The sequence below is a fragment of the Clostridioides sp. LIBA-7678 genome, from assembly GCF_056716065.1.
In genome coordinates this window covers 565,942-585,021 of record NZ_CP196987.1, presented here as the reverse complement: position 1 = coordinate 585,021, position 19,080 = coordinate 565,942, and the positions used below count along the sequence as shown (strand labels likewise).

The 19,080-nt window shown below is 28.9% G+C and carries 17 protein-coding genes; 1 reads left to right on the top strand and 16 read right to left on the bottom strand.

Translation table 11 applies throughout. The annotated features are described in order from the left end of the window. The first annotated feature begins 237 nt into the window (after positions 1-237). The gene (gene sleC / locus ACTG46_RS03045) at positions 238-1,509 is read left to right on the top strand and encodes a spore cortex-lytic germination protein SleC (RefSeq protein ID WP_054269078.1); all 1,272 of its coding nucleotides are present in this window, start codon (positions 238-240) and stop codon (positions 1,507-1,509) included. Between the two features lie 354 nt (positions 1,510-1,863). On the opposite strand, the gene ACTG46_RS03040 is transcribed toward sleC, so the two are convergent. The 16 genes from ACTG46_RS03040 to ACTG46_RS02965 form a co-directional block, all read right to left on the bottom strand. Beyond that, entirely contained in the window at positions 1,864-2,520 is a 657-nt protein-coding gene (locus ACTG46_RS03040) for a hypothetical protein (protein WP_054269077.1), read from the bottom strand. A 464-nt stretch (positions 2,521-2,984) separates the two neighbouring features. Beyond that, on the bottom strand, positions 2,985-3,560 hold the full coding sequence (locus ACTG46_RS03035; protein WP_054275834.1) for an indolepyruvate oxidoreductase subunit beta: 576 nt from the start codon (positions 3,558-3,560) through the stop codon (positions 2,985-2,987). Next, positions 3,560-5,341 (bottom strand): indolepyruvate ferredoxin oxidoreductase subunit alpha, encoded by a 1,782-nt coding sequence (iorA, locus tag ACTG46_RS03030; protein WP_479923583.1) that lies wholly within the window; start codon positions 5,339-5,341, stop codon positions 3,560-3,562. The genes ACTG46_RS03035 and iorA overlap by 1 nt, the downstream gene beginning before the upstream one ends. A gap of 698 nt (positions 5,342-6,039) precedes the next feature. Then, a complete protein-coding gene (locus tag ACTG46_RS03025; protein WP_479923582.1) occupies positions 6,040-6,450 on the bottom strand; it encodes a hypothetical protein in 411 nt (136 codons plus the stop codon). 191 nt (positions 6,451-6,641) lie between these two features. Beyond that, positions 6,642-7,037, bottom strand: a complete 396-nt coding sequence (locus ACTG46_RS03020) for a hypothetical protein (RefSeq protein ID WP_054269073.1) — start codon at positions 7,035-7,037, stop codon at positions 6,642-6,644. Between the two features lie 208 nt (positions 7,038-7,245). Beyond that, a complete protein-coding gene (locus ACTG46_RS03015; protein WP_479923581.1) occupies positions 7,246-8,649 on the bottom strand; it encodes a M56 family metallopeptidase in 1,404 nt (467 codons plus the stop codon). Positions 8,650-8,659: 10 nt separating this feature from the next. After that, positions 8,660-9,019 (bottom strand): BlaI/MecI/CopY family transcriptional regulator, encoded by a 360-nt coding sequence (locus ACTG46_RS03010; protein WP_054269071.1) that lies wholly within the window; start codon positions 9,017-9,019, stop codon positions 8,660-8,662. Positions 9,020-9,222: 203 nt separating this feature from the next. After that, positions 9,223-10,002 carry a DUF975 family protein gene (locus tag ACTG46_RS03005; protein ID WP_054275831.1) on the bottom strand — a complete coding sequence of 260 codons (780 nt, stop codon included), beginning with the start codon at positions 10,000-10,002 and terminating at the stop codon, positions 9,223-9,225. A 425-nt stretch (positions 10,003-10,427) separates the two neighbouring features. After that, on the bottom strand, positions 10,428-11,039 hold the full coding sequence (locus ACTG46_RS03000) for a hypothetical protein (protein WP_054269069.1): 612 nt from the start codon (positions 11,037-11,039) through the stop codon (positions 10,428-10,430). 92 nt (positions 11,040-11,131) lie between these two features. After that, positions 11,132-12,121, bottom strand: a complete 990-nt coding sequence (locus ACTG46_RS02995; protein WP_479923580.1) for an ornithine cyclodeaminase family protein — start codon at positions 12,119-12,121, stop codon at positions 11,132-11,134. A 66-nt stretch (positions 12,122-12,187) separates the two neighbouring features. Beyond that, a complete protein-coding gene (locus tag ACTG46_RS02990) occupies positions 12,188-13,051 on the bottom strand; it encodes a DUF3298 and DUF4163 domain-containing protein (protein WP_479923579.1) in 864 nt (287 codons plus the stop codon). Between the two features lie 121 nt (positions 13,052-13,172). Next, a complete protein-coding gene (locus tag ACTG46_RS02985; RefSeq protein ID WP_407814722.1) occupies positions 13,173-13,754 on the bottom strand; it encodes a CheB methylesterase domain-containing protein in 582 nt (193 codons plus the stop codon). A gap of 39 nt (positions 13,755-13,793) precedes the next feature. Beyond that, positions 13,794-14,597 carry a CheR family methyltransferase gene (locus ACTG46_RS02980; RefSeq protein WP_479923578.1) on the bottom strand — a complete coding sequence of 268 codons (804 nt, stop codon included), beginning with the start codon at positions 14,595-14,597 and terminating at the stop codon, positions 13,794-13,796. Between the two features lie 150 nt (positions 14,598-14,747). Next, positions 14,748-15,857, bottom strand: coding sequence for an IS200/IS605 family element RNA-guided endonuclease TnpB (tnpB, locus tag ACTG46_RS02975; RefSeq protein ID WP_479923577.1), 1,110 nt, complete (start codon positions 15,855-15,857; stop codon positions 14,748-14,750). 601 nt (positions 15,858-16,458) lie between these two features. After that, positions 16,459-16,899: a chemotaxis protein CheW gene (locus ACTG46_RS02970; RefSeq protein WP_054275828.1), complete on the bottom strand. Its 441-nt coding sequence runs from the start codon at positions 16,897-16,899 to the stop codon at positions 16,459-16,461. Between the two features lie 13 nt (positions 16,900-16,912). After that, entirely contained in the window at positions 16,913-19,039 is a 2,127-nt protein-coding gene (locus tag ACTG46_RS02965; protein WP_479923576.1) for a chemotaxis protein CheW, read from the bottom strand. Positions 19,040-19,080: the final 41 nt, after the last annotated feature.

The window sequence follows — 19,080 nt, the reverse complement described above, 5'->3', positions numbered from 1 at the left end:
TTTTTAATTCACTTCTGTTCAAAATTCTTAATTCATTTCTTCTTTATAGCATCTATTTATTTTTAGCTTATTTTGTTTTAAATACACTCTAAAATAGACATTAAATTATTCAAAGTCAAATATACTAAAATATTTTAAAAAATTTAAATTTATATCTATATTATTTAACAAATCTCAAGCTATATTCATATCTTGAAATATAAGGGAACTAAATTCATTTAAAGAAAGGGTGATTTGATGCAAGATGGTTTCTTAACAGTAAGTATAATCGATGCTACTAACAATAGACCTATTCAAAATGCAACAGTAAACATATATTCAATGTCTAATGGTAGCCAAAGCTCATCAACTTTATACCAAAACCTAACGAGTAATGAATCTGGTCAAGTGACTGGATTAGTATTACCAGCACCAGATGTAGATTACTCTCTACAACCATCTGATGTTAGACCTTACAGCCAGTATATAGTAGAAGCCATAGCAGATGGATATGAAACAGTTGTCATAGAAGGAACGCAATTATTAGCTACAATTGAAGCGAGACAGGGAGTTCCCATGTTTCCTAGAACAAGAAGTAAACGTTCTTTCTCAAGACAAAGTGAATTGATTTTTGATATAGGAGAACATACCCTATACGGTACTTATCCTCCTAAAATTCCAGAAAGTAACTCAAAGCCATTACCTCCTCCTACTGGTTTTGTTGTATTGGATAACCCTGTAGTACCTGAATTTATAGTAGTTCATGATGGTTTGCCAGAAGATTCATCAGCTCCAAACTATTGGATTCAATTTAAAGAGTACATTAAAAACATAGCCTCATCTGAAATATATTCAACTTGGCCTCAACAGACAATCTATGCAAATGTAATAGCTATAATATCATTTACTTTAAATAGGGTATTTACTGAGTGGTATCGAAATAAAGGATATAATTTTACAATAACTTCATCAACTGCATATGACCATAAATTTATAAACAACAGAAACTTATTTGAACCAATTAATGTAGTTGTAGATGCAATATTTAACACATTTATAAAAAGACCTCCTACAGCAAGACAGCCACTATTAGCACAATATTGTGATGGTCAAAAATCTCAATGTCCTAACCAAATGACTCAATGGGGAAGTAAAGATTTAGGTGACCAAGGATACGACTACGAAAGCATACTAAGATATTATTATGGAGATGAGATAGTATTTGAAAGAGCGCCTATAGTAAGTGGTGTCCCTGTATCATTCCCTGGGACTACATTACAAGTTGGTTCTACTGGACAATATGTTAGAACTATACAGAATCAGTTAAATGCCATATCCAACTCTTACCCAGCTATACCAAAGGTAATAGAAGATGGTATATATGGAACAGACACAGAAAATGCAGTTAGAATATTCCAAGGAATCTTTGGTTTACCTCAAAGTGGAGTGGTAGATTTTAAAACATGGTATGAAATATCTAGAGTTTACGTGGCTACAACTAGAATAGCTTCTTTAAACCCTTTAATTTAAAGTTTGATTTAGAATTTATTTTAGATTATTGATTCAAAATAAAAAATGGCTGTTATGAACTAATCTATACTATAAGTATTCTAACTTATAAGTATCATAGTCCTAACAGCCATTTTTGTAGTTATAACTTATTGTTTTAGAATCTTAAAACTTTAAATGGGGGATTTTAAGCTTCTTAAAAACAGTACTCGCAAATTTAGTTTTCTTTGAAATCGTATATTTATTTTTAATTTTAGTAAAATGTTGCTTCATAATGAAAATATTGCTTAGTTATTCTAAGTAATACTATTTTAAAGATTATTATTTTAAAAGATTATTCCTAGTTTAAATAATATTTTTGATTCATCAATAAACTTAATTTGTAACCTTAGATTTATTGGCTAAAGCTAATATTAGACCTAAAGCTATAGATGCAAATGCAGAGGCAATTACCCTATATTCAGCAGGGAATAAGAATACAATTGTATGGCATGGTATCCAGAAAAATGGTATAGTTTTTAAAACACTAAAACCAAGATAAGCATTCCAATCCACTACATTTACCACATCTTTAAGTGTTACCTTAATCCCTTTTTCAACTTCATATTTTTTGTCTATAAAACAATCCATAACCTTATGGAATAGAAATACAGTTGGTGACATTAGTATGTTCATAGTTGCACTCTTAAACAAAGCATTAGCAAAAGCTATTCCCTCAAAAGGAAGCATACCATCTACTTGTGCTTGACCTACACCTGCTGAGTAGATTGACATCGCATATGTTGTAACTATACCTATTATTCCCCAAACTATTGCTCTATAAAAGACCCCTACTGGTATTTTCCAGTCTTTATGCAAGATTCTAGCACCAAGTAAATCTCCCATTGTAGCTAATACAGCAAACTTGAAAAAACCTCCAATATATGGATGTGCACCTGTTGCCGCCATAAACACTTCTCTACTACTTGGTATCGCTAAGATAGCAATAATACAAATAAGAACTCCAATCCATATAAAATCGCCTTTTTTCATATTATAAATACTATTTAATATATAAATAGCTCTCCTTCCTGTCAAAGATTTATTTAATTTACAATTTATTTGTAATTATTTATTAACCATTGCTTATTAGATATTCATTTTCCATATTTAAATTTATAAAATCTTACTCTTAAATGATTGTATTTTAATCTTAATTTTTATTTATATTTTACCCTAACCCTTTATTTATCTACTTTACAACTAATCTTATTTACAATCACCTTATAATTTATTTTGTAATTGATTTCCACCCTAACCCTTTATCTAGTTTTCAGCTAGTTTTATTTACAATCACCCTATAATTTATTTTACAATTAATTTCTACCCTAACCCTTTGTCTAGCCTTCAACTAGTCTTATTTACAATCACTCTATAATTTATTTTGTAACCGATTTCCACCCTAACCCTTTATCTAGTTTTCAACTAGTTTTATTTACATACTTATCACTTTATTTTTAGGCATTCATCCCTTCTTTTAAAGCTTTTATATTAATTTCTATAAACTTAGGTTTGACCTGTTGCGACACTACTTTTTCCCAATCTATATCATCTTCTATCTGTAGAGCCTTAATCAAAGCTCCTAAAAGGACCACATTCATAACTTTTTCATTTCCAAGACCTCTTGCAATATCAACTGCCTTTATCACTGTTACATCCACTTTTTCTTTAATATCATCTATTATATTTTCAGGATAATCCACTCTACCTGTTAAAATTGGTGCTGAAGGCATCTCATAATCATTCACTACTAATTTGCCATCAGGTTTTAGAAAATCAAGATATCTCAAAGCTTCCATAGTTTCAAATGAAACTAATACATCAACATCGCCCTTACCAAGTATAGGAGAGTGTACTTTTTCACCATATCTAACTTGAGTTGTTACACTTCCCCCTCTTTGAGCCATTCCATGAACTTCTGACATCTTAACATCATATCCAGCATCAATAAGACCAGCAGAAAGTATTTTACTTGCTAAAACAGTACCTTGACCTCCTACACCTGATAGCAATACATTTTTAACCTTTTTCATTATTCTTCACCAACCTTTTTTATAGCATTTACTGGACATACTTGTGCACACACTGTACAACCTACACATTGAGCTTGATTTATACTTGATTTCTTTTTAGATTTATCAAATCTCAAAGCAGGACATCCTGTTGTAAGACATTTCTTACATCCAATGCACTTTTCATCATCTACACTACAAACTGATGGTATAAGGTCAAATCTCTTTTTATCATCTTCAGTAAATTTTTTTAATGCACATGGCCATCTTGTAATTATTACTGATGGTTCCTCAATTGATAAAGCCCAATCCAATGCTTCTTTAACTTCATCTAACTTATTAGGATTTACAACTTTTACATTCTTACATCCTAAAGCTTTTACTATAGTCTCAATATCCATCATTTCAGTAACGTCACCTTGTAATGAAAATCCTGTCCCAGGATTCTCTTGATGCCCTGTCATACCAGTAATCCTGTTATCAAGAATACATGTTACAGTATTGCTTTTATTGTATATTATATCTATAAGTCCATTTATCCCTGTATGGAAGAATGTTGAATCTCCTATTGTACTTATAGTTCTCATATTAATATTATTTTTAGTAAATATTTTTTGTGCTCCATGAGCTACTCCTGGACCTCCTCCCATACATATACAGGTATCCTTAGCATTTAAAGGTTCTGCTCCTCCAAGTCCATAACATCCTATATCTCCACTTATAAGTACATTTTTAATTTTTCCTAACTCATAGAAAAATCCTCTGTGTGGACATCCTGCACATAATGTTGGTGGTCTACCTACTATCTTTTCTTTACTATATTCTATTAGCTCTCTTTTTTCTCCCAAGATTGATTGTGCTATGATATCTGGGTTTAACTCCCCAATATTAGGTATCTTTTCCTTTCCAATACAAGGTATGTTATTCTCTTTTAAATGTTCTTCTATATAAGGTTCTAATTCTTCAATTACATAAACAGTCTCTACTTGTTCTGTGAACTCCCTAATTTTCTTAGTTGGAAGAGGATATGTAAATCCTAATTTTAAGTATGATACAGTATCTCCAAACACATCTTTAGCATACTCATAAGAAGCACCTGAAGTTATTACACCAATTTTTTTGTCATTCCATTCTATAAAGTTTAAATCTGTTTCATTAGAGAACTCCTCAAGTTTTTTTAATCTATCTTCAAGCTTAACTCTAAGTACTCTTGAAGTAGCTGGTATAGCATCAAATTTAGAAAGATTTCTTTCATATTTCTTTACAACTGTTTCTTCTTTTTCTCCTAACTCAACGAGACCTTTACTATGGCATACTCTTGTAACCATTCTAAATAAAACTGTAGTATCATATTTTTCACTTATTTCAACAGCTGCCTTTAACATATCTTTACATTCTTGGCTATTGCTCGGTTCTACCATAGCTATTTTTGCAAATTTAGCATAATGTCTATTATCTTGTTCATTTTGTGATGAATGCATTCCAGGGTCATCCCCTGACACAATAATCATTGCACCATTTACCCCCATATATGCATACGTAAATATTGGGTCTGCTGCGACATTTACTCCAACATGTTTCATAGCCGCAAGTGCTCTTCCTCCTGCAATAGATGCCCCTATTGCAGACTCTACTGCAACTTTTTCATTTGGTGCCCACTCTGCAATTATGTCATCTTTATACAGTGCTATATTTTCTAGTATTTCGGTACTTGGTGTTCCTGGATAAGCAGCTGCATAAGATATACCTGCTTCGTAAGCTCCACGTGCTACTGCCTCATTTCCTGTAAGCAATTGTTTCATGATTCTCCCCCCTTAGAAATAATACTCCTCTAATAGCTTAGTGTATTTGTTAGCGATACACTTTAAAAGCCATCAACATATACTTATTATCAACATGGTATATATATTAATAAGTAAGTAATGATAAAATTAATCCACAAATTTATAATCATATTATTTAATTTATATATTAAGCAATTGCTATGCCAAGAAGTCTAAAAATTTTAAAACCCCTCTTAAAAATGCTAAATCGATTATTTTCTTTAACTTTTAATGAATCTAATAAATAACATTTAATTTTCGTTAGAATTTTCTAAATATTATAATTATTAATTTAGATAAAAAAAAATAATGTTAACATTTCTTAACATACATTAAAAAATGTTAACATTATAAATTGGGTTTAATACTTTTACTTTGACTTGATTTACTTTTATTCTGTGTTTCCTCTAATTCTTACTTCTTTTTTCACTTAGACTTTAGTTCTTTTATTACTTATTTGAGTCTCATTTTACTCTCACTCAATATGTTCAATTACGCTTGTCTAAGTTTTTAATACTTTTTTACTTAACTTTAACAAACTTAAACTTCATTTGGGTAGTGTAGTTAATGAATATTTAAATAATCATCAACTACATGTTTATATCATCGCAGTAGCCTAATGTATTTAGTCATGCTTATTTAAGGTTTTAAGATATTCTTTGAGATTATATTTAACACTAATTAGTTGCTACATAATTTGAAGAAATAGCAAGTTGAGACCCATCTTCATTTTGTATAATGATAGGCTTCATAATTTTTAATCCTTCAGTTTTTATTTTCTCTAACTCTTGTTCCATTATCTTAATTGTTTTTTCAAGGTCTTCTTGACTTACATCTTTAGTTGCATTAGGGTCTTTAGCATATGCTTTCATTTCTTCAATATGTTTAGCATATTCATCATAAGTATAATACTCTACTCCATACTTTTCTAACTCAGCAGGGTCAGTTATTCCTGATTTCATTAAAGATTCAAACTTAGGTAAAGTAATTTTAGATGAATCATTTCCATTTGCAAATACTGCTCCAGTTCCACCTAGTATCATAGCAGATACCATCATTGTGCTTATAATTGTTTTTTTTATTTTCATAGCCAATCTTCCTTTCTTAGGGATTTATTTGGGTATTGTAGTTTGTAGTGACTATTGCAATAGTTATTAACTACATCTTTAGACTATCACAATAGTCACTTTTGTGTCAAGTATTTTTATAAACTTTTTAATAAATACTATTAACATTTCATTGTATATATAAAAAAGGTTAGCATTGTAAGCTTAGTACATTATCTACCACAGAAACTTATAAGCCCATTTCCATTGTCTATTCTGATAGGTTTCATAATCTTTAATCCTTCAGTTTTTATCTTCTCTAAATCTTGCTCCATTATTTTAATTGTTTTTTCAAGGTCTTCTTGACTTACATCTTTAACTTCATTAGGGTCTTTAGCATATGCTTTTAACTCTTCAATATTCTTAGCATACTCTTCATAAGTATAATACTCTACTCCATACTTTTCTAAGTCAGCAGGGTCAGTTATTCCTGCTTTTATTAGAGAATCAAACTTATCTAGTGTAATATTAGATACATCACTATTTTCATTTGCAAATATTGACCCTGTTCCTCCTAATACTATAGCAGCTGCCATCATTGTTCCTATAAGGGATTTTTTTATTTTCATAATCAATCTTCCTTTCTTAGAGATTTATTTAGGTATAATAGTTATTAGTGACTATTGCAATAGTTATTAACTACACTTTTAGACTATCATGATAGTCATCTTTGTGTCAAGTATCTTTATAATTTTTTTAATAAAAAATACTATCTCAAAATAATTAAACTTATTTCAAGATAGTATTTTAATTCTAAATCTCTTGTATTACTAGGATTTAAGGTTCCTTTACAGAAGTTCTATATTGAACTTTGCTGACTGACAACAAATTTCCTTGTCTTGATATAACTAAACCATTCTCATCATAACCATTTTTCTGAACTAAATAATTTGATGAATTAGTATAAGATATATCATTGTAATTACTTGATTTATTTACATACATGTATTTACTACTATTAGATTTACTTTCTTTATTTACAGACTCATCTTCATTACTTTTAGATTTACTTTCTTTATTCATAGATTCATCTTCATTACTTTTAGGTTCATTTTCTTTATTCACAGATATTTTTGACACACTGACAGAAATATCAGAATCCTCATTTGAAGAATACAAATCAGTCGATTTATTGCTTAATGAAAATTCACTTCTATTACTTTGCTCACTTTTTGTTAAATCAAAAGATTCAACTTCATTAATTTCCTTATTTCCTGTTGCAAAAACAAGACTTGTCCCACAAACTAATACAGTAGAAACTAAAAAAGTAACATAAGTTGACTTTTTAAACTTCATAACATTAACTATTCTCTCTTCTATCTTTGTCTTTCCAAATCCATTGTAAATTGCCATCGAAAATGGATTATTCTCTTCTGCTAAACTTATCAGTGCAGTTGCATAATCAGCTCTATATTCTTCTCCAATCATATTCATTACTTTTTCATCGCAACTAAATTCTATGTCCTTATTTAGTAAAAAAAACATTATCCAAACTAAAGGATTAAACCAATGAATAACAAGAGCCAAAAGCATAAACAACTTCAGCATATTGTCAAATCTGTTAATATGGACCATCTCGTGAGTCAAAACAAAGTTTAAAGTCTGATTATTACTATAATCCATTTGTTTTGGTAAAATAATACGTGGCTTTAAAATACCAGATGTAAGTGGTGTCTTAGTAAATTCAGATACACAAACCATAAATTTTCTAAAACACCTATTTTCATATATCCATTTTTTAATAAAATCATGATTTTTTATATGTATTGAAGTTTTAAAAAGATTAATTATTTTAATATACTTAGAGCATAAAAACATGCTCAGTATAATAGTAACCACAAAAGACAAAATACCTAACATCTCCAATATTGTAAGATTCTCAATATCAGATAGTACTTTATTGTTAGAAGTATTCTTACCTATAGAGTTACTAACTTCCTTAAGAGTGTAATCTTCAGCTGATGTAGCACCTAATTCAACATTAAAAGTGGATTCAATTATACTATAAATACTAAAACCAGAGTTTAAACTTACTGGTATAAGAAGTTTAAACAACACAATCAACCATAATAATACAAATACCTTCTTAGGTAATTTTTTAAATAAACATGCTCTTATGAAAATAACAATTAAAAGTAAAACTCCAGAAGTAAAACTCATTTCTAACAATTTAATGAACATAAATCTTACCTCACTTTAATTTTTCGACAATCTGCTTAAGTTTTGTAATATCATCACTTGAAAGATTTTCTTTATTAATAAAAGCTGAAAGAAATTTTTCTGAAGACCCTCCAAACATTTTATTAATTAGTGTTTCTGTTTCCTGTTTTTGCACTTCTTCTTTACTTATTAAAGCTTTACAAACAAAATTTGGTTCAATTCTCTCTATTGCACCTTTTGCTACTAATTTTTTTATAACTGTATACGTAGTATTTCTATTCCATCCTGTTTCTTCTTTTAGTATTTTTACTAGCTCCCCTGCCTTACTTTCTCCTATCTCCCATAGAACTTCCATTACTTTAAGTTCTGAATCAAATAATTTTATTTCCATATAAAATCGCTCCTCAAATATGGTTATCGCAATAGTCATTACTATAATTAAAAACTATCATAATAGTCTATACTGTGTCAACCATTTATTTTTTAATAACAAAAACTGCCTTTTAAGAAAAAAATTCTTATAAAAGACAGTTTTGTCATGCCATACTTTAATGTTCAAGTTAAAAATACATTTTATTTAACTGTAAAACTATCTTAATACATAGAATAAGATTTTTCTTTATCCAATAATATATCCTCTACATCTGGATTCTCTTTTAGTAATTGTCTGTAAAAATTACAGTTAGTAACTCCTACATATGGAATCAACCATAATAAGCCTATTCCAAGAGTAACTATCGCCAGTATATACCAGCCTATAAAGCTAAGGTTTAGTACAAATAATTTAAGTACATTTCCTTTCATCATATCTAAACTGGCACCCATCGCTTTAAATACACCTAAGTTATCTTTATCTTCACAAATTAAAAAAGCAGCTTGAGAAACATATAATAGCAATATATAAACTGGTAGCATAAGAACAAATATTATAAGAACTAAAGTTATTCCAGTAGAAATAATAGTTCCTATACCAACACTATCACTTGATAAGTATTCAATTGCTCCACTAGTAAGTAAAACACCGAATGATAAAAATGCGCCTATAATTGTGATTATAAAAGAATAAATATAAACAGCTATTGATTCTAATACATAAAGTCCAAAACTTCTTAAATAGATTCTTCCATTTACGAAGATATTTCCTATTCTTACTTTTTCATCTTTAGTAATCTTCAAGAACATACATGTAAATCCTGCTGCAACGCAAAACCCTATTATAGCTACTACAATAGTAGTTAAAGGTTCAAAAGGCAATCCTACAATCGATATTAATACTATCACTGCAATATATACTGCCATAGCAATTGCACATGTACCCCAGTTTCCAGACAATTGAGCTTTTGACACTCTTTTTAATTCTTGCCTTGATACCATAAAAACACCCCTCTCATTTTATAAAAACTTTTTTGAAAATACATAAATAAACTTTTAACGTATAATATAATATTAATATATCATATTTTCGACTATATAACACACAATTATTCACCATGTTTTATCAAGATATATCATAATTGTATTGTTAGTTTTATATAGTCAAAATTAGCAAACATACCAAATAAATTTGATTGTACAATAAATATTGAAACAAATTATATTAAATGTACTTTATTTAGTAAAAAATTTATTTATTACTTGGCAAGATAAGTTATTTAACAAGATAAGTCATTTATAAAATATAATTTATAAAATAAGTGAATAACTTATAAAATATATTTGATATTTTTAGAATAAAATAAACTATCTCCCAAACATTTTATTATATGTTTAAAAGATAGTTTTTGTGTCTTTAAAATAAATTAAATTGTATATATTCCTTCACATAATTTTTGTATATTGCTTGGTGGTTGCCATTTACCATCTTTTTTAGTATATGTAATTAAAGTTGTAACATCCTTAGTTGGTTTTTTATTGTAAAGGTCTATAATCATTTTTGCCATATCATCTTGAACTTCTTTTTCTTTTTTGTTGTAATTCTTTTCATCAGTTACATATGATTTTACTAAAGTATTTGCTTCAGACATTACTTTACTAGTATCTAATGCTTTACTTACAACTTTTAAAGTTATCTTATCCTTACTAGAAGAATCTACTGTTACAGTCTTTTCAACGCCTTGAATTAACTTAACAATTGTGTCATATATCTTTTCAGCATTTTCTTTACCATAAAGAGGAGTCAATTGAGCTAACATTGAAACCTTGTCCTTGCTATTATAAGTTTGAATTTGTTTATATTCAACTTCTGTTAATGCGTCAGAAATCCCCTTTTCGTCATATTTATACATTTCTAGTGCGGCTAAATTAGCTTCAAAATTTGACTTTACTTTTTCTTCTGCATTAGAACACCCTATAGTTAGAACTAAAACTAAAGCCATAATCGAAGATAATATTAACTTTTTTACCATTTTCATACAAATATCCTCCCTCAACTAAGATAATAAAAAAATTTATTTATCAACATTATAACATAATTTTGTCTAATTATAGATTTATTTTGAAAATTTTACCACTTCCAGTCCATTCCAATACCGTTTTCTTTTGCCTTATCGTATATTCTTTTTGCTGTTACGACATCTTGTACACCTATTCCGACAGTTTTAAACACAATTATTTCATCATCACTTTCTCTTCCAGGAATGGTCCCATTTATAACATTACCTAAATCGCCATTAAAATCATCTTTACTTATTTTACCTTCTTCTAATGGAATTAATATATCTCCTGATTCAGATAAAACTGCATCTGTTGATTCAAAAAATATCTTAGATGCTCTAGTTAAACAATTTGGGCACAACTCTTGCATATCTGGCATATATGAACCTACTGCACTTATTAAAGCTCCTTTTTTTACTAAGTTTCCGTTAAGTACAGGATGTTTTGATGGAGTAGCTAGGACTATTACATCTGCATTGTCTATAGCTTCATCAGATGATTCAACTGCAATTATTTTAGTGTTATATTTACTTAATTTTAAATTCATTTCTTCTGCAAATTTTTCTCTACTTTCCTTATTTCTACTAAACACTCTTACTTCATCCAAATCTCTAGCTTCTATCATAGCTTCAAGTTGTGGTTCTCCTTGTCCTCCTAGACCAATCAAAGCCCCAATCTTAGAATCTTTTTTAGCCAATACATCTATAGCTGCTCCAGATGCTGCCCCAGTACGAATCTGAGTTACATAAGTTCCATCTAAAGCTGCACTCACTTCTCCAGTTTCACCATCTAATAGTAATACTGTTGCTGGAATTACTGGTTTACCTTTTTGAGCATTTTTAGGAAATACAGATACAATTTTTATTCCCCCACATCCCAATTCTTCTACATATCCTGGCATAAATAACATACTAGCATCTTGGCTTGGAACTGGTATATTGGTTCTCAAAGGATTTACACTTTTTCCTTCACAATAAATTCTAAAAGCTTCCTTATCAGCCTCAATTGCATCTCTCATTGTAAATACTTTTTTTATGTCGTCTTTTTTTAAAAGTAGCATTTTTATACCCCCAATTTTAATAAATCTCTATGCTAGATATTATAGCATAACATTTAATTTAAATTTCTATTTCAAATTAAATAAATCTACATATTCTGGTTTTAACATATAGCTTATTAATTTTTTGTTTATTGAAAATTCTGGTATTCCTGCTGCATATGGAGTTATATCATATAAATCAAAATACATAACTAAATTCTCATCCTGCAAATAAAAATTTTGATTCTCTTTTATACCTTTAAAATTGTATATTCCGATATTTTCTTTGTCCTTTTTTTCCAGCTCAGTTATTTGTCTTTTAATTTCTTCATCTATAACTTCCTTGTATTTAGTGTTATCTTTAAATAAGTCCATTAGTTCTAAAAATTTTCCCGTTCTCATATCCACGTTGTATGCTATATCTTGATAAAATCCATGTGCACCGCCACTATAAGTATAATATCTTACTTTTATACTAAGAGCAGAGTCAGTATTCTTTTTAAGTTCAAAATCTACATTTGCAACAAACTTATTTTCTTCATCAGGATTATCCTTAAGATATTGCTTTGCTTCTGTGTATGATTTATTATAAAATTCAAAGATATCATTTTTTATTTTATCATTTGTAGACCTTTCAACAATCTTATTTGAATTTGTTATCATAGGCATATTTATAGTACTTTCTAGATATTCATCATTTTTCACTATTGTTTTACTTCCTATTGTACTTACTGATAAAGTTTGTTTGCTACTTGTAGTATCCTTTGGTAATGATTGATTATTCATAACACTTACTGCTTCTTTATTTCTATCTAAATTAATCGAAGCATCTTTCCCTAAATTATTATATATATGGTCATGTTTAATTGCTAAAACAGCTATTATAGTCAAGGTTAAAACAAATACATATCTTAAAACTTTAGCTTTCATATCGCCTTTAAAAAATTTCATATTATCATTTTCCTCCTAAATATAAATCTCTCTTATTATATTTGGAGTTTCTAGGGTTTTTTATCCATATAATTTAATAAAAGATTAATTTTTTATTTACAAAAAATTAATCTTTTCGTTTTTAAATATTAAGATGTCTAATCAAACAGTTTGAAATTTCAGCAAGTGGCAATTGTAATACAACAGAACCCCTATCAAAAGCCACCATTGGCATTCCATATACTATGCAAGAGTTTTCATCTTGTCCAATAGTAAATGAACCCTTTTCTCTCATTTTTAAAAGTCCATTTGCACCATCAGAACCCATCCCTGTAAGTATTATGCCTATTGAATTTTTACCTGCTACTTCTGCAACTGAATCAAATAAAACGTCTACTGATGGACAATGACCACTTACTTTTTCACCTTTTTTACAAGTTACATAATACCCATCTTTATTCACATGTAATTTCATCTGATAGCCCCCAGGTGCAATTAACACATTTCCTCGTTCTACTCTATCATTATTTTTAGCTTCTCTTACATTCATAACACACTGCTTGTCAAGCCGTTGTGCATACATATCAGTAAATATAGCCGGCATATGTTGAACTACAACAACTCCTGGTGTCGATTTTGGCAAGTCTTTTATAATTTCAAGTATCGCCTCTGTGCCACCTACAGATGCACCTATAGCAATTACCATATTATTAAAATGTTCCACATTACCGCCTCCACAAAGTCATATATCAGAAATACTCTTTTATTTTTTATAGACAGCAGGTCTTACGTATTTATATTTGGTATTGCTTCTGTTAATTATCTCTGCATGACCTACAAATAAAAAGCTATCTTTTTTAGTTACACTATAAAATTTATTTATGAGTTCTTCTCTAGTTTTTAAATCGAAATAAATCATAACATTTCTACAAAAAATCAAATCAAAATGTTGATATGAGAAATCGTTCATTAGATTAAAGGGCTTAAAAGTTACGCTTTTTCTAATCTTATCACAAATTTTAAATGTACCATCTTTATTATCTATAAAATACTTCTTCTTCCACAAATTAGGAACATTATTAACATTTAATTCTGTATATGTAGCCCTCTTAGCTTTTTCAAGTGAATTCATTGAAATATCAGTAGCTATAATCTTAATATTCCACAATTTTTTATTATGTCCAAAATAATCATCTAAAGTCATAGCTATTGAATACGCTTCTTCTCCACTAGAACAACCTGCACTCCATATATTTAAGTTTCTTAATTTATTGTTTTCTTCCCAAAAAGGAAGTATATTATCATGTATAAACTCAAAATGTTGAGGTTCTCTCATAAAAAATGTATGATTGGTACTCAATCTATTTATTAAGTTTATAGCCTCATTTCCTGTCTTATCTTTAAATAATATATTCATATACTGACTAAAAGAACTAAGTTTTTTCTCTATCATTGTATTATATAACCGACCTTCAATTAGTGCTCTTTTTTTGCTTAAATCAATACCATATTCTTTTTTTATATGGTTTACAAGAATTATAAATTCTTCATCTGTGAGCTTTATCATGCAAAAAATTCCTCCTGCTAATTTCTGAACCTCCCATGACTAAAGTCACAGGGTTCCTGTTTCATAGAATTTTGCATACTGAAATATGTCTTACCAATTCTCCACAGGCTATCCCCGTAGTTCCTACGGTTCTTACATATGTTATCTATTTTAAACTGTTATTAGTCTTAGTCCTTCTTTTAATATATTTATACTTGCATTTATATCTCTATCATGAGTTTCATTACAACAAGGACAAATCCATTCTCTTATATTTAAATTCTTCATTTCCTCGTTTTTGTACCCACATTTATTGCATATTTGTGAACTTGCAAAGAATCTACCTACCCTTACAATTTGTCTACCATACCAATTAGCCTTATATTCTAATTGACGAACAAATTCTGACCATGACACATCAGAAATTAAGCGAGATAGTTTACTATTTCTAGTCATATTCTTTACTTGTAAATCCTCTATGCAAATAATATCATTCTCTTGTATTAATTTAGTAGATAGTTTTTGTAGAAAATCCTTCCTTTGATTAGCTATATGTTCTTGAAGTCTTGCAACTTTTAATCTTGCTTTATTTCTATTTAAACTACCAATTGTTTTTCTCGATAGTTTTCTTTGTAATTTAGCAAGTCTATTTAATGACTTCTTAAGATACTTAGGATTTTCTATAAAGTCTCCACAACTTGAGATACAAAATTCTTTAATTCCTAAATCTAAACCTATCTGATTATTAGTATTTTCAAATGATTTAATATCTATATCAGTACAACATAATGATACATAATATTTTCCACTTGGTTCTTTGGATATAGTAGCATTAAGTATTCTTCCTTGAGGTATTTGTTTATCCCTTACTTTAACCATACCAAGTTTAGGTAATTTTATATATTGACTACAGTACATAATATTTCCATTTGTAAAGTTCGTTCTATATGAAAATCTATTAGTTTTTTTTGATTTAAATTTAGGAAATCCTGTATTTTCCTTAAAGAATTTTTTATATGCGTTTTCTAAATCTTTTAAGGTGTTTTGTAGTGAAAATTTATCAGGTTCTTTAAGCCACTCTAATTCTTTTTTTAAATTGGTCAAATCAGAACTGCACTGTTTATAAGTAAAAGTTTCTTTATCGCTTTCATAAACTTCTATTTTTTTAGCAAGATATTTATTATATACAAATCTACAACATCCAAAAGTTTTGTTAATTAACTCTTGCTGTTTTTTATTTGGATACATTCTAAATTTATATGCTTTTTCCACTACTATCACCTCACTTTACTTGTTTTTCTGATTTTTCCACCCATCCTAATATTAACAAGGTAAATTTTTTTAAACAAGTATTTTAAAGGTTTTTATATTTATTTCTAAATAACATATGTAAGAACCGTAAGTCCTAACTTTTATCATTTTTGAGGTTGTCGTTCACATAAGTTCGCTACTACCTATGCAGTTCTCTTATGAACTTCTTACATTTTCATGTAAGCACAGACTATATCTTATCCTTCGGAGTTATCCGTTAAGGTCTACCCACTTCCACTACCAATAGCTTGTAGTGTACTTCCCTCAAGAGGAATAGTCGTTGAAGTTTCTCCTATTCGGAGCTTACCTGCTGATTGCCCATTTTAAAGTACTTAGGGTTTAACCTTATACTATCTAACCAATTTTTTCTACTTTCGTAACTTTCACACTTAGGTTTATTTCAGCCTTATGTTTTAGTTTGGTTAGCTTTAGGGGTTTCCAGCAATTCAGGTAGTATTGGATAGGTTCTATCCTATCTCTACATATAAGTTTCTCTATATGCTGACTATTTTAGCTACTAACTCACGACTAAAGTCACAAGTGTGCGTAGCTATTTTTTTATCAAAACTGACTACATGTTGTTAATCAAAAACTTTCGAATATCTAAAATTAGTATAGAATTATCTCCAACTTTTGCAATTTCTTTTATATCTTTATTCGTATTTATGTTGTTAGAATCAGTTGTCTCTAATAGATTTATCTTTTCTATAGGGATAACATCGACAACTTTATCTACAATAATTCCAACTTGATACTCATCAACCTTTGTAATTATTATACATGTTCTCTCATTATAATCAGTCTCAGGAAGATTGTATTTTATATGCATATTAATAACAGGTATTATCCTTCCACGTAAATTAATAACTCCAATTATATACTCTGGAAGACATGGTACACATGTTATTGATTGAAATCTTATAGTCTCAATCACATTTTCTAATTCTATTCCATAAATAACATCATTAACATAAAATGTTAATACTTGTTTAATAATTTCATCTTTAGACATACTTTTAAATCCCCTAATATATTTCCATAATGTTATCTGCATCTATAATCAAGCTTATACTTCCATCTCCAAGTATTGTACATCCTGATAATCCATTGCTTTTCATATTGAATCTATTAAAATAAACTGGAAATGGCTTTACGACAACCTGTTGATTTCCTATTATTTCATCAACGAAAATGCATGCCGCTTTCTGCTCATTTTCAATAATTATCATATTCCCATGCATTAAGTTAGTTACATCTGTCTGAATATTATATACTTTATGCAACCTTATAATAGGAATACATGCTCCATATATCATAATTAGTTCTCTTGTATTACCTTCTGTAACTATTTGGTTTAAATCTGTAAGTTTAAATGTTCTCCTTATTGATGATATTGGTAAAGTAAACAGCGAATCTCCAACTTTAAACTCCATACCTTCTACTATAGAAAGAGTCAGTGGTATTTTCATAGTAAATGTTGTTCCTTCATCTTGTTTGCTTTTTACTTCAATTGAACCTCCAACCTTTTCAATACTTTTTCGGACAATATCCATGCCTACTCCCCTACCAGAAAACTCAGTTATGGATTCTTTTGTAGAAAATCCTGGAGTCATAATCAAAGAATTGACCTCATCATCAGTATATTCATTGCTTGAATGTTTGAGTATACCTTGCTCCTTGGCTTTTGCTAAAATCTTATCTTTCATAAGACCTCTACCATCATCTGCAATACTTATTATAGCTTCTCCACCTAAGTTTTCAGCAGATAGTACTATCTTTCCTACTTCTTCCTTGCCTTTAGCTATACGCTCTTCAATAGGTTCTATTGCATGGTCCATAGCATTTCTTATAAGGTGCATAAATGGTTCTGCTAAATTATCAATTACATTTTTATCTACTTCTGTTTCTGCACCTATGGTTATTAGCTCTACATTTTTATCTAATTTTTTATTCATATCTCGTACAATTCTATGCATCTTTTGAAATACACCAGAAATTTGAATCATACGCATCGACATTACTATATCCTGTAATTCATCTGTAAGCTTATGCAATTGTCCTGTTGCTTTATTGAAATTGTCTATATCAACACCTGTAGAATTTACACTATTTACAACCATTGATTCCATAATTACAATTTCTCCAACTATATTTTGAAGTAAATCTAATTTTTCTAAATTTACACTCATAATATTCTGTTTATTTATTGGCAAATGCTCATTTTCATCATTTAGATTATATTTTTCTGTATCTATCTTTTCTTTTAAAATACTTTCTTGTAGCTCATCTTCTGTTGTATAAGTATTTTGATATTCGATACCTATTTCCTGATTGTCTTTTAATTTATTTTCTACTTCATCATTATCTTGCGTTCTTTTTACTTCTACATCTTCTTCACTAATATTTATATATTCTTTTACATAGAGATTATCTTGTATAGTTCTATAAACTATACTCTTGTCATCTTTAGCAATAAACTGTATATAAAACCCATCCTTTTTAATATATTCTGCTGCTTCTGTATTTGTTTCCACATCTTTAGGATAAAATTTTATAAATTCACAGTAGTCTCTAAGTTCAAATATAAGCATAAAAGCTCTTACATTTTCCATCATACAATCTTGCTCAAAGATTATTTTTACTATATCAGAATTTTCTTTGTATGAAAAAACTGAATCTATTATTTCTTTATCATCTGTGCTTTCTAAGCTTGTGTTATTTTTTGATTCCATAGAAGTTGATAACTCCAAAGTACCTACATAATCTTTGATTATTTCTATAAAGTTAGAGTAATCAGAAGATATGCAATCTCCTGACTGCAACTTACCTATATCACATCTTATAAAATCTAAAGCTTGAAAAACCAAGTCAAATAAAAAGTCATTATCTAAAACTTCTATCTTTTCTTCACGTATGACATAAAATAAATCTTCTACACTATGTGCTAAAGCAGCTATGTTGTCTAATCCCATCATAGAAGCTGAACCCTTTATTGTATGCATTATTCTAAATGTTTCATTGATATTACTGTAACTAAATACTTTTTCTTTTTCTATTTGAATCATAATTTCATCTAACTGTTCAAGTAATAGACTTGTCTCAAATATAAACATATCTAACATTGGTCTCATACTCGGCTCAATATAATTCATATTTATCACCTACGGCCTACAAATAATTTTCTATTTTACGT

Coding starts and splice junctions, on each gene's coding strand:
- iorA (WP_479923583.1), bottom strand. CDS start 5,341: ATGAAACAATTGCTTACAGGAAATGAGGCAGTAGCACGTGGAGCTTAC.
- ACTG46_RS02980 (WP_479923578.1), bottom strand. CDS start 14,597: ATGATAAAGCTCACAGATGAAGAATTTATAATTCTTGTAAACCATATA.
- ACTG46_RS02990 (WP_479923579.1), bottom strand. CDS start 13,051: ATGAAATTTTTTAAAGGCGATATGAAAGCTAAAGTTTTAAGATATGTA.
- ACTG46_RS02965 (WP_479923576.1), bottom strand. CDS start 19,039: ATGAATTATATTGAGCCGAGTATGAGACCAATGTTAGATATGTTTATA.
- ACTG46_RS03015 (WP_479923581.1), bottom strand. CDS start 8,649: ATGTTCATTAAATTGTTAGAAATGAGTTTTACTTCTGGAGTTTTACTT.
- ACTG46_RS03010 (WP_054269071.1), bottom strand. CDS start 9,019: ATGGAAATAAAATTATTTGATTCAGAACTTAAAGTAATGGAAGTTCTA.
- ACTG46_RS03025 (WP_479923582.1), bottom strand. CDS start 6,450: ATGAAAATAAAAAAAACAATTATAAGCACAATGATGGTATCTGCTATG.
- sleC (WP_054269078.1), top strand. CDS start 238: ATGCAAGATGGTTTCTTAACAGTAAGTATAATCGATGCTACTAACAAT.
- ACTG46_RS03000 (WP_054269069.1), bottom strand. CDS start 11,039: ATGAAAATGGTAAAAAAGTTAATATTATCTTCGATTATGGCTTTAGTT.
- ACTG46_RS02970 (WP_054275828.1), bottom strand. CDS start 16,899: ATGTCTAAAGATGAAATTATTAAACAAGTATTAACATTTTATGTTAAT.
- ACTG46_RS03035 (WP_054275834.1), bottom strand. CDS start 3,560: ATGAAAAAGGTTAAAAATGTATTGCTATCAGGTGTAGGAGGTCAAGGT.
- ACTG46_RS02995 (WP_479923580.1), bottom strand. CDS start 12,121: ATGCTACTTTTAAAAAAAGACGACATAAAAAAAGTATTTACAATGAGA.
- ACTG46_RS03005 (WP_054275831.1), bottom strand. CDS start 10,002: ATGGTATCAAGGCAAGAATTAAAAAGAGTGTCAAAAGCTCAATTGTCT.
- ACTG46_RS03040 (WP_054269077.1), bottom strand. CDS start 2,520: ATGAAAAAAGGCGATTTTATATGGATTGGAGTTCTTATTTGTATTATT.
- ACTG46_RS03020 (WP_054269073.1), bottom strand. CDS start 7,037: ATGAAAATAAAAAAATCCCTTATAGGAACAATGATGGCAGCTGCTATA.